Origin of the sequence: Pseudomonas sp. CH235, from assembly GCF_004368175.1 — a bacterium.
Classification (GTDB): Bacteria; Pseudomonadota; Gammaproteobacteria; order Pseudomonadales; family Pseudomonadaceae; genus Aquipseudomonas; species Aquipseudomonas paraglycinae.
Genome location: NZ_RRZJ01000010.1, coordinates 165,391 through 178,636, shown reverse-complemented (window position 1 = coordinate 178,636; position 13,246 = coordinate 165,391). Strand labels below are relative to the sequence as shown.

General features: G+C 60.9%; 14 protein-coding genes and 1 tRNA gene. 13 read left to right on the top strand and 2 right to left on the bottom strand.

Annotated elements, in window-relative coordinates; all coding sequences use genetic code 11:
• Nucleotides 1-93 precede the first annotated feature (93 nt).
• The 5 genes from EIY71_RS13645 to EIY71_RS13625 all read left to right on the top strand — a co-directional run bounded on the left by EIY71_RS13645 (nt 94) and on the right by EIY71_RS13625 (nt 4,307).
• Nucleotides 94-2,319 (top strand): AsmA family protein, encoded by a 2,226-nt coding sequence (locus tag EIY71_RS13645; protein WP_134021999.1) that lies wholly within the window; start codon nt 94-96, stop codon nt 2,317-2,319.
• Entirely contained in the window at nt 2,316-3,383 is a 1,068-nt protein-coding gene (gene mutY / locus EIY71_RS13640; protein ID WP_085746373.1) for an A/G-specific adenine glycosylase, read from the top strand. The genes EIY71_RS13645 and mutY overlap by 4 nt, the downstream gene beginning before the upstream one ends.
• Nucleotides 3,380-3,652 (top strand): oxidative damage protection protein, encoded by a 273-nt coding sequence (locus EIY71_RS13635; protein WP_007952551.1) that lies wholly within the window; start codon nt 3,380-3,382, stop codon nt 3,650-3,652. The genes mutY and EIY71_RS13635 overlap by 4 nt, the downstream gene beginning before the upstream one ends.
• Nucleotides 3,653-3,756: 104 nt before the next feature.
• Nucleotides 3,757-3,832: transfer RNA gene (locus EIY71_RS13630), tRNA-Phe, on the top strand.
• A gap of 136 nt (nt 3,833-3,968) precedes the next feature.
• Nucleotides 3,969-4,307: a hypothetical protein gene (locus tag EIY71_RS13625; RefSeq protein WP_134021997.1), complete on the top strand. Its 339-nt coding sequence runs from the start codon at nt 3,969-3,971 to the stop codon at nt 4,305-4,307.
• Here the strand turns inward: EIY71_RS13625 and EIY71_RS13620 are convergent.
• Nucleotides 4,304-4,753 (bottom strand): hypothetical protein, encoded by a 450-nt coding sequence (locus EIY71_RS13620; protein WP_085746371.1) that lies wholly within the window; start codon nt 4,751-4,753, stop codon nt 4,304-4,306. The two genes, EIY71_RS13625 and EIY71_RS13620, sit on opposite strands and share 4 nt — an antisense overlap.
• 268 nt (nt 4,754-5,021) lie before the next feature.
• Here EIY71_RS13620 and EIY71_RS13615 point away from each other — a divergent pair, with 268 nt between their 5' ends.
• The 3 genes from EIY71_RS13615 to EIY71_RS13605 are packed head-to-tail and all read left to right on the top strand — an operon-like array spanning nt 5,022 to nt 6,868.
• A complete protein-coding gene (locus EIY71_RS13615; protein WP_129973491.1) occupies nt 5,022-5,975 on the top strand; it encodes an alpha/beta fold hydrolase in 954 nt (317 codons plus the stop codon).
• A gap of 20 nt (nt 5,976-5,995) precedes the next feature.
• The gene (locus tag EIY71_RS13610; RefSeq protein WP_064592813.1) at nt 5,996-6,409 is read left to right on the top strand and encodes a hypothetical protein; all 414 of its coding nucleotides are present in this window, start codon (nt 5,996-5,998) and stop codon (nt 6,407-6,409) included.
• Nucleotides 6,410-6,415: 6 nt separating this feature from the next.
• The gene (locus EIY71_RS13605) at nt 6,416-6,868 is read left to right on the top strand and encodes a hypothetical protein (protein ID WP_011332010.1); all 453 of its coding nucleotides are present in this window, start codon (nt 6,416-6,418) and stop codon (nt 6,866-6,868) included.
• A 71-nt stretch (nt 6,869-6,939) separates the two neighbouring features.
• Here the strand turns inward: EIY71_RS13605 and gabP are convergent, their stop codons facing one another.
• On the bottom strand, nt 6,940-8,331 hold the full coding sequence (gabP, locus tag EIY71_RS13600; protein ID WP_134021995.1) for a GABA permease: 1,392 nt from the start codon (nt 8,329-8,331) through the stop codon (nt 6,940-6,942).
• 552 nt (nt 8,332-8,883) lie between these two features.
• On the opposite strand from gabP, the gene EIY71_RS13595 reads away from it, so the two are divergent.
• The 5 genes from EIY71_RS13595 (at nt 8,884) to EIY71_RS13575 (ending at nt 13,096) form a co-directional block, all read left to right on the top strand.
• Entirely contained in the window at nt 8,884-9,657 is a 774-nt protein-coding gene (locus tag EIY71_RS13595; protein ID WP_007897462.1) for an ABC transporter ATP-binding protein, read from the top strand.
• 13 nt (nt 9,658-9,670) lie between these two features.
• Nucleotides 9,671-10,420, top strand: coding sequence for an ABC transporter substrate-binding protein (locus EIY71_RS13590; protein ID WP_039764659.1), 750 nt, complete (start codon nt 9,671-9,673; stop codon nt 10,418-10,420).
• 78 nt (nt 10,421-10,498) lie between these two features.
• A complete protein-coding gene (locus EIY71_RS13585) occupies nt 10,499-11,194 on the top strand; it encodes an ABC transporter permease (protein ID WP_085746367.1) in 696 nt (231 codons plus the stop codon).
• Nucleotides 11,191-11,880 (top strand): ABC transporter permease, encoded by a 690-nt coding sequence (locus tag EIY71_RS13580; RefSeq protein ID WP_007952568.1) that lies wholly within the window; start codon nt 11,191-11,193, stop codon nt 11,878-11,880. The genes EIY71_RS13585 and EIY71_RS13580 overlap by 4 nt, the downstream gene beginning before the upstream one ends.
• Nucleotides 11,861-13,096 carry a methyltransferase gene (locus EIY71_RS13575; protein ID WP_134021993.1) on the top strand — a complete coding sequence of 412 codons (1,236 nt, stop codon included), beginning with the start codon at nt 11,861-11,863 and terminating at the stop codon, nt 13,094-13,096. The genes EIY71_RS13580 and EIY71_RS13575 overlap by 20 nt, the downstream gene beginning before the upstream one ends.
• Nucleotides 13,097-13,246 lie beyond the last annotated feature (150 nt).

Genomic DNA, 13,246 nt, shown 5'->3' with positions numbered 1-13,246 from the left:
GCAGGCTGCACGGGACACCGCAACAGCGCGGGTTGATGCAGCGCTATACTCCCCGGCTAAATTACGAATTCGACTACTTACAAGGACTCGCCCATGAAAGCGTTCGGCAAAATCCTGGGTCTGGTACTTCTCGGGCTGTTGCTGATCATTGTGGCGGCGGGCTTCGCCCTGACCCACCTGTTTGATCCCAACGACTACAAAGACGAGATCCGCCAGATTGCCCGCGACAAGGCCCACATCGAGCTGACGCTCAATGGCGACATCGGCTGGAGCCTGTTCCCGTGGCTCGGCCTGGAACTGCACGAGGCCAGCGTCGCGACCCTGGCCAAGCCTGCCGAACCGTTCGCCGACCTGCAGATGCTCGGCCTGTCCGTGCGCGTGCTGCCGCTGCTGCGCCGAGAAGTGCAGATGAGCGACGTGCGCGTCGAAGGCCTGAACCTGCGCCTGAACCGTGACAAGAATGGTCATGGCAACTGGGAAGACATCGGCAAGGTGCCGCCCAAGGCCGGCAGCGCCCCGGCGCCAACCACCACGGCCGAAACCGCCCCCGAGGCCCCTGCGCAACCGGAAAAACCGGCCCAGCCGATCCGCCTCGACATCGACAGCCTGACCGTCAACAACGCCCGCGTGGAATACAACGACGAGCTGACCGGCAAGCAATTCAGCGCCGAAAGCATCCAGCTGAGCACCGGCGCGGTTCACGATTCGACCAACATCCCGGTCAAAGCCACCGCGTTCCTCGGCACCAACCAGCCAGTGCTGCGGGTGCGCACCGAGCTCAACGGCGAGCTGCGCTTCGAGCGCGCCCTGCAACGCTACAAGTTCGAAGACCTGAAGCTGTCCGGCGAGGTCGCCGGCGATCCGTTGCAAGGCAAGACCGTGACCTTCGCCGCTCAAGGCCAACTGTTGCTGGACAAGGCCGCCAACGTCGCCGAATGGACTGGCATCAAGCTCTCGGTCAATCAGCTGCGCGCCCTGGGCGAACTGAAGGCCAACGACCTGGACAAGACGCCACAGATCACCGGCGGGATTTCCATCGCCCAGTTCGACCTGGCGAAATTCGTCGACAGCATCGGCCAGACCCTGCCGGCCATGGCCGAAGGCAGCCTGAGCAAGGTTGAACTGGTCAGCCGTGTCGCCGCGACGCCGACCAGCGTGTCACTGGACAACATCAACCTGAAACTCGACGACAGCAGCTTCAGCGGCCGCATCGCCGTCGAAGATTTCGCCAAGCAATCGCTGCGAGCGATCCTCAAGGCCGACACCTTCAACGTCGACCGTTATCTGCCGCCGAAATCGGAAAAAGCCAATAACGCTACCCAGGTCCGTCAGGCCGAAGTCGCCAGTACCGAGGCCGATGCGATGGCGGGTGCCGGCAGCACACCGCTGCCGGAAAAACCGAGCAAAAGCGCCTGGAGCACCGAGCGCCTGTTTCCTGTCGAGCGCCTGAGCAAACTCGACGTAAATGCCGACCTGACCTTCGGCCAGTTGACCCTCGACAAGCTGCCGATCCAGAACGCCGCGTTGAAAGCCACCGGCCAGGGTGGCCTGCTGACCCTGGAGAACCTGCGCGGCGAGTTGTACAACGGCGACTTCGAAGCCAAGGGCACGCTGGACGTGCGCCAGACCGCGCCAGTGCTGAACCTGCAAACCCGGATCAACCGGGTGCCAGTGGAGAAAATCCTCGAAAGCCAGGGCAAGAATCCGCCGGTCAAGGGTCTGGTCAATCTCACCAGCACCGTCACCGGTAGCGGCAACAGCCAGCAGGCGCTGATCGAAACCCTCAACGGCAACGCCAGCTTCGTGATCAACAACGGCGTGTTGCTCAACGCCAACCTTGAACAGCAACTGTGCAAGGGCATCGCCACCCTTAACCGCAAATCCCTGAGCGGCGAGCCGCGCGGCAAGGACACGCCGTTCCAGGAGCTCAAGGGCAACCTGACCTTCCGCAACGGCGTGGCCAGCAACCCGGACCTGAAAGTGCGCATCCCCGGCATGAGCGTCAACGGTGACGGCGATATCGACCTCAAAGTGCTGGGCATGGACTATCGCGTCGGCATCATCGTCGAGGGCGACACCAGTGCCATGCCGGACCCGGCCTGTCAGGTCGGCGACAAATTCGTCGGCATCGAATGGCCGCTGCGCTGCCGAGGCCCGCTGGAGCTGGGCGCCAAGGCCTGCCGCCTGGACAACGAACGCATGGGCCAGGTCGCGAGCAAACTGGCCGGCGACAAGATCAGCGAAAAAATCGACGAGAAACTGGGTGACAAAGTCAGCCCGGAACTGAAAAACGCATTGAAGGGGCTGTTCAAGCGATGAGAGCGGAGCAGTTTTCCACGGCGGTGCTGGAATGGTTCGACCGCCACGGCCGCCATGATTTGCCCTGGCAACAGAACATCAACCCGTACCGGGTGTGGGTGTCCGAGATCATGTTGCAGCAGACCCAGGTCAGCACCGTGCTCAATTACTTCGACCGGTTCATGGCCGCGCTGCCGACGGTCGAGGCCCTGGCCGAAGCGCCGGAGGACGAAGTGCTGCACCTGTGGACGGGGCTCGGTTACTACACCCGCGCGCGCAATCTGCAGAAGACCGCGAAGATTGTCGTCAGCCAGTACGGCGGCGAGTTTCCCCGCGATGTCGAGAAACTCACGGACTTGCCGGGCATCGGCCTGTCCACCGCTGGCGCGATCGCCAGCATCAGCATGGGGCTGCGCGCGCCGATCCTCGACGGCAACGTCAAACGAGTGCTGGCGCGCTTTACCGCGCAGGAGGGCTACCCCGGCGAGCCAAAGGTCGCCAAACAGCTGTGGGCCAACGCCGAGCGCTTTACGCCGCAGGATCGGGTCAACGCCTACACCCAGGCGATGATGGATCTGGGCGCCACGCTCTGCACCCGCAGCAAACCGAGCTGCCTGCTGTGTCCGCTGGAAAAGGGCTGCGAAGCGCACATGCTCGGCCTGGAGACGCGTTACCCGATCCCCAAACCGCGCAAGGCTATCCCGCAGAAACGCACGCTGATGCCGCTGCTGGCCAACGAGGACGGCGCGATTCTGCTTTATCGCCGCCCGTCCAGCGGATTGTGGGGCGGTTTGTGGAGCCTGCCGGAACTCGATGGCCTCGACGACCTGCAACACCTCGCTGCGCAGCACTCGCTGGAACTGGGCGAGCAGCAGGCGCTGCCGAGCCTTGTCCACACCTTCAGCCACTTCCAGCTGTCCATCGAACCCTGGCTGGTTCAGGTGCAGGAGGCCGGCGGTCACGTGGCCGAGGCCGACTGGCTCTGGTATAACCTCGCCACCCCGCCGCGCCTGGGCCTCGCCGCCCCGGTCAAGACCTTGCTCGAACGCGCGGCCGCCGTCTTGAATGCAGGAGAGTCGACATGACCCGCACCGTAATGTGCCGCAAGTACAAAGAACAACTCGAAGGTCTGGAGCGCCCACCGTACCCGGGCGCCAAGGGCCAGGACATCTTCGAACACGTCTCGGCCAAGGCCTGGGCCGACTGGCAGAAACACCAGACCCTGCTGATCAACGAAAAACGCCTGAACATGATGAACGCCGAAGACCGCAAATTTCTTCAGGGCGAAATGGACAAGTACTTCTCCGGCGAGGAATACGCTCAAGCGGAAGGCTACGTTCCGCCTGCAGAGTAAACCCCGCGAAATCGGGGGTCGGATCGTAAGCGACGGAATTAATTTAAGAAATTTTAAAAAAGTCGTTGACGTAAATCCGAAAAACCCTTTTAATGCGCCCCGTTGCCCAGATAGCTCAGTCGGTAGAGCAGGGGATTGAAAATCCCCGTGTCGGCGGTTCGATTCCGTCTCTGGGCACCAAATACCGAAAACCCTGAATCGCAAGATTCAGGGTTTTTTTATGCCTGCGATTTGATGACGACCCGATTCCGCCCTTCTTGCAGGCCGGAATTGGCGATACGTCGCACAACCCTTACGGAAGAGGGTCATCCCCGCGATGAACCAGAAAAGAACCCGCGTTCCCCTGCCCCATCCCGCGCCACCCGTAAAACGCACCGACTGGCTGATGATCGCGCTCGGCACCGTACTGACCCTCTGCGTAGGCCTGATCACTTATGAAACGGTGAACGGCCTGATTCAGGGACGCATCAGCAACATGGCTCGGGGGAAACACTTCGCCGTGTATTCACAGGCCGAACAGTCCTTCGACTTCTGGTTCACTGTTGCCACGCACTGCCTCTTCGCACTCTTCCTGTCGGGCGCTGCCTGGCTTCTGAGCTGGATGGGACGCACCGCGACGGTCACGCCACCCGGGCGTGACCGTCGGCGACGTTAGGTGTTGTCGCTCCAGTGGAACACCAGATTGCGCGCAGCACCGCCGCCTACTTGCGCCACATCCCGACGCGTTTCACCCTTGCGGGTGGCGACGACCGTGTACTTGCCTGGCGGTAACTGAACGTACACCAATGGCCCGGTCTGATTCAGCGTCAGCACGGTTTGACCGGGGGCTTTCTGGATCGCCACGTCGACATCGGCGGTGTATTCGTTTTGCGTACCGACAGCGAAGGTCATGTGCAGGTTGTAGCCCGCGGATTGCTGAATGGCTTTCGACTCATCTTCACCAATCCCGCCGGCCAGATAGCGAACGCCGTTTTGCTCTTGCTGTTGAACCTGCACAGCGGAATTGTCGATCGGCTCCAGACTCGCAGCCTGCGCCATGATCGGAAACAGCAGTACCGCCGCAGCGGCAAGGGGCAGCACGAATGAAAGAACGCGTTTCATGAGGACGACTCCCGGGCTCTCGTGGAACCCAATCGTTACCTCTTTTTAGATTTTTTCTTGCGGGGCGGGTTTTAGAACGATTGGGAGTTGCCTTGAATGCGAAAAGGACTACAGCAGAGGTATCTTCCAGCCAATTCATGACGCACTGCGTCACGGATTGGCGACCGCCTAATCGAACCGTCAATCCGGTACGCACTGCGTACCAAGTCATTGCGTTACATCCCGCGTGAAGTTCATTCTCGACCCGTCCTAGCCAGGCTCGAAACCCGTGAACCTACAAACTGCGCCACATCCACTTGGCCAAGCATCCGACATTGAAAGCGAGCCCTTCCAAGAGCCCGCCGCCGACGGCTATCTGCTCGGCGGTTTCACCTGGCGTCACGCCTCAACGGATCCACAACGCCCGGTGGTGATCATCAACGCCGCCACGTCCGTGCGCTGCCGCCACTACTCGCGCTTCGCGGCCTATCTGTTCGCCAACGGCTTCGACGTGATCATTTACGACTACCGGGGCATTGGCGAGTCGCGGCCGAAGTCGATGAGGCATTTGCAGGCTTCGTGGACGGATTGGGGCGCGCTGGATTTCGAGGCGATGCTCAAACGCGCGCAGCGAGAGTTTCCCGGGCAGCCGATCGATGTGGTCGGACACAGCTTCGGTGGCTGCGCAGCAGGCCTGGGGGCGTCCGGAAAGATAATCCGACGACTGGTGACGGTCGGCGCGCAATTCGCTTACTGGCGCGATTACGCACCCGAGCATCGCTGGCGAATGTTCGGCAAATGGCACCTGCTGATGCCGCTGGTCACGCTGCTCTGTGGCTACTTTCCGGGCAAACGACTTGGCTGGCTGGAAGACACGCCTGCCGGTGTGGTGCGCGACTGGAGCACGCCTGCCGCGCGTTACGAGCGGCGCCCGAGCGGGAGAACCATGGCGGACTTGCCCTTCGCCAACGTCCGGGCCAAAGCCCTGGCAATCAGCATCAGCGACGATCCCTACGGCACGATTCCCGCCATCGAACGCCTGCTGGCTTACTTCCAGAATGCGCAGAAGACCCACCTGCGAATCGAGCCGCAGGACATCGGCGAACAGCAAGTCGGACATTTCGCCTTTTTTCGCAGCGCATACCAAGCCACACTATGGCCCATCGCTCTGACCTGGCTGCAGACCGGCGAACTGGCCTCCGACACACCGGGGCGCACAATCCCACGCAGCCAAGCCCTTTAACGCACCACGGAACACACACCATGGCTTCCGCCAACAAGCAGCAAAAACGCGCCGCCCGGGCCAAGACCAAGGCCAAGCAGAACCGCACCAAACGTGCGGAAGCGCCGGTCGAGCTGGACCCGAACGACGACCGCATCGATTTCGAGTCGGTGGACCTGACCGAACTGTTCAAGAAAATGATCGACGCCGAAAAGATCAGCCAGCAGGCCCTGTGCACCGCGTTCCTCGAAGACCCGCTGCTGGAGCTGGTGTACGAGCAGGAAGGCGAAGAAGGCGCGATGGACTTCATCCTCGCCGCGCTGATCGAGTACCGCCAGTGGGCCACCGAGACGGACGAGGCTGGCGCTCTGGCGTGGATCGAATCGCCGGATTTCCAGAAAGACTATGTGGCCGCGTCCGACGCAATCGCCGCACAAACCCAACAGAAAAACTGAGTTCCCATGGCATCCCTGAACAAGCAACAGAAACGCGCCAAACGCGCCAAGGCCAAAGCCAAGCAAATCCGCATGGTCGGTCGCAAACCGCTGGCGCAGGACGATGACCTCGGTCACCTGGCCGAGCCGATCCCGGAATACACCCTGGCGATGTTCAGCAAGATGCGCGACGCCGAAGCCGTCAGCCGCAACGAAATGCTCCTGACGCTGTTGCGTGAGCTGGCGTTCATCATCGTCGATCATCCTGATCTGCTGGACATGGAAAACGCCGAGAACGAAGGCATGGCTGCCACTCACCTGGCCGCCGACATGCTGATCGACTACCGCATGTGGGCCGATGGCATGGATCGCGAGACCGCCCAGGCCTGGCTGAGCGAGCCGGAGTTCATCAGCGATTTCGGGATTGCGCTGGACACCTACGGCCAGTCGGTGGAAGCGCAGGAAGAGAAGAGCGAATAAACCGCTCGCAGTAACAAAAACGGCCGCTTGTCATCACTGACAAGCGGCCGTTTTGCATTACGCGATACGGATCAGTTCAAAACCACCGCACCACGGTTTTCTGCCTTGCGACGGCGTGCCACGAGCAAGCCAGTCGCGACAACCACCAGGCTCAGCAGGCCGGTCGCGAGGATTTCCACGCGGTGGGCGTCCTGGAACAGCATGATGGTCAGGGCCGCGACGATGAATACGATCACCGCGTAGGTCAGGCCCGGGAACAGCCACATGCTGAAGACGATTTTCTCGCCGCGAGCCATGCGTTGTTTACGCATGCGCAGTTGCGAAATCGCGATCACCAGGTACACCAGCAGCGCGATGGCGCCGGAGCTCGCCAGCAGGAACTCGAACACCGCAGCCGGGGCCACGTAGTTGGCGAAGGTGCACAGGAACGCCGCGCCGGTAGACAGCATCACCGCCCAGTAAGGCGTGCCGCTCTTGTTGGTGCGGGTCGCCATGGCCGGTGCATCGCCACGCTTGCCGAGGGAGAACAGCATGCGCGAAGAGGTGTACAGCGCCGAGTTCAGGCAGCTGGTCACAGCAACCAGAACCACGATGTCGACGATCATCTTGGCGTTCGGGATGCCCATGCGCTCAAGCACGGTCTGGTAGGAACCGACGCTGGCCAGAACCGGGTCGTTCCATGGCACCAGGGCCACAACGATGAAGATCGACACGAGGTAGAACAGGCCGATCCGCCAGATCACCGAGTTGGTGGCCTTGGAGATCTGCTTGCCAGGGTTCTTTGATTCCGCGGCCGCGATGGTCACGATCTCGGTACCCATGAAGGAGAACATGGTGGTCAGGATTGCGCCCAATACCGCACCCATGCCGTTCGGCAGGAAGCCCTGGGTGTCGAAGATGTGCGAAACGCCGCTGACCTGGCTGTTCGGCAGGAAGCCGAAAATGGCCGCGACGCCGAGGATGATGAAACCGATGATCGCCACGACTTTGAGCAGGGCGAACCAGAATTCGAACTCACCGTAGTTTTTCACGCTGAACAGGTTGGTCACGGTCAGCAGCATGGTGATGATCAGGGCGAAGGCCCAGATTTCCACACCGGGGAACCACGCGTGCAGGATGGTCGCGGCGGCGTTGGCTTCCAGCGGAATCACCAAGACCCAGAACCACCAGTACAGCCAGCCGATGGTGAAACCGGCCCAGTGACCGATAGCGCGGTCGGCGTAAGTCGAGAACGAGCCGGTGTCAGGCGAGGCAACAGCCATTTCGCCGAGCATGCGCATGACCAGCACAACCAGCGCGCCAGCAGCGGCGTAAGCCAGCAGAACAGCGGGACCGGCGGCGGCGATGGCGTGGCCGGAGCCGACGAACAGACCTGCACCGATCACCCCGGCGATCGACAGCATGGTCACATGACGCGGTTTGAGCCCCTGTTCGAGGCCATTGGAGCTTTGGGTACTGCTCATTGGAACTACCTTTGCGAGGAAAGCGATTGCGTCCGGCCCGTCTGGCGTTCCTTCTCGTAAAAAGAATCCAACGGGGCGTTCCGGATTCTGCACGCAATAAATGCGCCAAAATGTTTCAAACTCTTCTGCTCTGCGGTTTTCAGCGCGACCGGACAGTCATCGCAAGTCCTTGAGAATACTGGCCTTTCGCCAAAGCGTTACCCTGCGACTCACTTTTCAAACGAACGAGCGCACCAGAAACACACTGAAAAAGTGCGGGATGCACAATAAAAGGGCGAATGAGGAACGATCGGCCGGATAGCGCTTCCAACACCCCGCCAAAGGTGGCAACATCGCGCCTTTTTTTACGCGACACCCACGGGAATCAACGTTCAAACACCCGTTCGGTTGTTGATGGGGCGACAGTCTGCTGCGCCGATGCGACAACCTGCCACACGCCATCCGTTTACCGCTCGTAGCGCTGTTGGCTGCCATTGAAACGCTATGCTAGCTTGGCCGCCTCGCCAGGAAGGCCAACCAACAGCAGGAGCGCAACATATATGAGGAACGCACATGGCTGAGGCCACGCCCGCGCTTGAAATCCGCAACTTGCACAAACGCTACGGACAGCTTGAGGTGCTCAAAGGCATCTCGCTGACCGCCCGCGACGGCGATGTGATCTCGATCCTGGGTTCCTCCGGTTCCGGCAAGTCCACGTTCCTGCGATGCATCAACCTGTTGGAAAACCCGCATCAGGGCCAGATCCTGGTGGCCGGGGAAGAACTCAAGCTCAAGGCCGCCAAGAATGGCGAACTGGTTGCCGCCGACGGCAAGCAGATCAATCGCCTGCGCTCCGAGATTGGTTTTGTGTTTCAAAACTTTAATCTGTGGCCGCACATGAGCGTGCTCGACAACATCATTGAAGCCCCACGCCGCGTGCTCGGCCAGAGCAAGGCCGAAGCCATCGAGGTCGCCGAAGCGCTGCTGGCCAAGGTCGGCATCGCCGACAAGCGCCACGCCTACCCGGCGCAACTGTCCGGCGGCCAGCAACAGCGCGCGGCGATTGCCCGCACACTGGCGATGCAGCCCAAGGTGATCCTGTTCGACGAGCCCACCTCCGCCCTTGACCCGGAAATGGTCCAGGAAGTACTTAATGTCATCCGCGCATTGGCCGAAGAAGGCCGCACCATGCTGCTCGTGACCCATGAAATGGGCTTCGCCCGTCAGGTCTCCAGCGAAGTGGTGTTCCTCCACCAGGGCCTGGTAGAAGAGCAAGGATCGCCACAGCAGGTGTTCGAAAACCCGCTTTCGGCGCGCTGCAAACAATTCATGTCCAGCAACCGCTAACGGAGCTACCCGCATGCAGAACTACAAAAAGGTCTTCCTGGCCGCCGCCGTCACCCTCGCGTTCAGCGCCGGTGCAATGGCCGAGACCCTGAAGATGGGCATCGAAGCGGCTTACCCGCCGTTCAACAACAAAGATGCCAGCGGCAACGTCGTCGGCTTCGACAAAGACATCGGCGACGCCCTGTGCGCCAAGATGAAAGTTGAATGCTCCGTGGTCACCTCCGACTGGGACGGCATCATCCCGGCCCTGAACGCCAAGAAGTTCGACTTCCTGATCTCCTCGATGTCGATCACCGACGAGCGCAAGCAAGCGGTGGACTTCACCGACCCGTACTACTCCAACAAGCTGCAATTCATCGCGCCGAAAAACGTCGACTTCAAAACCGACAAGGCTGCGCTGAAAGGCAAGGTGATCGGCGCCCAGCGCGCGACCCTGGCCGGCACCTTCCTGGAAGACAACTTCGGTGACGACATCACCGTCAAGCTGTACGACACCCAGGAAAATGCCTACCTCGACCTGACTTCCGGTCGCCTGGACGGCATCCTCGCCGACAAATACGTCAACTACGAGTGGCTGAAAAGCGACGCCGGTAAAGCCTACGAATTCAAAGGCGACCCGGTGGAAGAAAGCGACAAGATCGGTATCGCTGTACGTAAAGGCGACCCGATCCGCGAGAAGCTGAATGCCGCGCTGAAGGAAATCGTTGCCGACGGCACCTACAAGAAGATCAACGACAAGTACTTCCCGTTCAGCATCTACTGATCCTGACCTGCCGGATCGGCGCCGTTACATGACGACGCCGATCCCCGGCCTTGCCTGCCGCGATTTGAAAAGAAATCCATGATTATCGACCTCTACGGATTCGGCCCGGCGCTCTTCGCCGGCGCGCTGATGACCGTCAAACTGGCACTCTCGGCCCTGTGCCTGGGGCTGGTGCTCGGTCTGCTCGGCGCCTTGGCCAAGACTTCCCCGTACAAGCCGCTGCAATGGCTTGGCGGAACCTATTCGACCCTGGTGCGTGGCGTCCCGGAATTGCTCTGGGTGCTGTTGATCTACTTCGGTACGGTCAACGCGATGCGCGCGTTCGGTGAATTCCTCGGCAACCCCGAACTGGAACTCAGCGCCTTCGCCGCCGGCGTCATCGCGCTGGGCCTGTGCTTCGGCGCCTACGCCACAGAAGTGTTTCGTGGCGCGATCCTCGCCATTCCCAAAGGCCACCGTGAGGCCGGCGTGGCCCTGGGCCTGTCGAAATGGCGGATCTTCACCCGGCTGATCATGCCGCAAATGTGGCGCATCGCCCTGCCCGGCCTGGGCAACCTGTTCATGATCCTGATGAAAGATACCGCACTGGTGTCGGTCATCGGTCTGGAAGAAATCATGCGCCACGCGCAGATCGGCGTGACCGTGTCCAAGCAGCCATTCACCTTCTATATGGTGGCGGCGCTCATGTACCTGTGCCTGACCGTGCTGGCGATGATCGGCATGCACCTGCTGGAAAAACGCGCCGCACGCGGCTTCGCGAGGAGCGCTCAATGAATTGGGAAGTCATCATCAAGTGGCTGCCGAAACTGGCCCAGGGCGCGACGCTGACCCTGGAGCTGGTGGCCATCGCTGTGATCGCCGGTTTGCTGCTGGCGATTCCGCTGGGCATCGCCCGTTCTTCGAAGCTGTGGTACGTGCGCGCTTTGCCCTACGCCTACATCTTCTTTTTCCGTGGCACGCCGTTGCTGGTTCAACTGTTCCTGGTCTATTACGGCCTTGCGCAGTTCGATGCGGTGCGTAACAGCTCGATGTGGCCGTACCTGCGCGATCCGTTCTGGTGTGCCACCGCGACCATGACCCTGCACACGGCGGCATACATCGCCGAGATCCTGCGCGGCGCGATCCAGGCGATTCCGCCGGGCGAGATCGAAGCGGCGCGGGCATTGGGCATGTCCCGGCCGAAAGCGCTGTTCTACATAATCCTGCCGCGTGCCGCGCGCATTGGCCTGCCGGCCTACAGCAACGAAGTGATCCTGATGCTCAAGGCCAGCGCCCTGGCCAGCACCGTGACTTTGCTGGAGCTGACCGGCATGGCCCGCACGATCATTGCCCGCACTTACTTGCCGGTGGAGATCTTCTTCGCTGCCGGCGTGTTCTATCTGGTGATGGCTTACGTGCTGGTTCGCGGCTTCAAGCTGCTGGAACGCTGGCTGCGCGTCGATGCGTGCCAGGGACGCTGATTCTTCTGACGTGTTGACGGGCGAGGCCCTGCTCGCCCGTTTCACGGCACTGGATACATTTCTCACATCGCATCAGGCGCTGTGGAAGCCTCGCCCGTTCACTCATCTGCAACTGCCTTGGGAAGCGTCCTACCCGGAACTGGCCTCGTGGCTACGCGGACGTTCGCTGGAAGATGCGGAAAACGCCCATAACCACCCTGCCGATCTTTCGGAAGCGCCGGAGCCCTTTGCTTCATTGGCGGCGTTGTCGCTTGAACTGAGTGCGGTGGGTGAGTTGCCTGCGCATTCGCTGGAAGCCGCCGGGCATCGTCTGAATGTCGATGTGCCGGGGCGCAAATGGCTGCAGATCGAAGCCTTCGCCAGCCGCTTGTCGTTTGCCGCGCAACCGAAGCACTGGCTGGATTGGTGTTCGGGCAAAGGCCACTTGGGCCGGCGCCTGCTCGGTGCCGACCAACAACTCACCTGCCTGGAATACGACCCGGCGCTGGTTGCCAGCGGTCAGGCGCTGAGTCAGCGCCATCACCTGCATGCGCTGCATGTCGAGCAGGATGTGCTCGCGGCGAACACCGCTTTATTGCTGAACGCCGAACACACGCCTGTTGCCCTGCATGCTTGCGGCGATCTGCATGTTCGATTGATGCAACTGGCCTCCGCCGCTGGCTGCCGACAATTGGCGATCGCCCCGTGCTGCTACAACCGGATCAGTCGCACTGAATATCAGGCGTTGTCCTCCGCAGGTTCGCGATCAGACCTACAGCTCTCGCTGGAAGATCTTTCACTGCCAATGAGCGAGACCGTCACCGCCGGTGTCCGCGTCCGACGTCAGCGTGACACTTCCATGGCCCGCAGGCTCGCTTTCGATAAGTTGCAACGGCAAGTGCGTGGCGTCGACGAATACCTGCCGACGCCGTCCCTGCCGAGCGCCTGGCTGGACAAACCGTTCGCCGATTACTGCTGCGATCTGGCAGCACTCAAAGAGTTATCCACAATTGGCTCGCCAGATTGGGTAGCACTGGAAGCCGCCGGTTGGCAGCGATTGGCCGAAGTTCGCAACCTGGAATTGCTGCGCGGACTGTTCCGACGGCCGCTGGAGCTTTGGCTGAATCTTGACCGAGCTCTTTTCCTCACCGAACAGGGATACATCGTACGTCTAGGCACCTTCTGCGAGGCACCGCTCACACCGCGCAATTTCCTGCTGCTGGCCGAACGCGCTTAATCTTTCGCAGCCTGTGGATAACTCTGTTGATGGATTTATCGTGGATCCAATATCCACTGCTGTTTCAGGCCACTAACAGCGCTGGTCATTTTTTGTTCATATAAATAAAAAACCGGCAAAACAGGGATTTGCGACTCAAATGAGAACCCG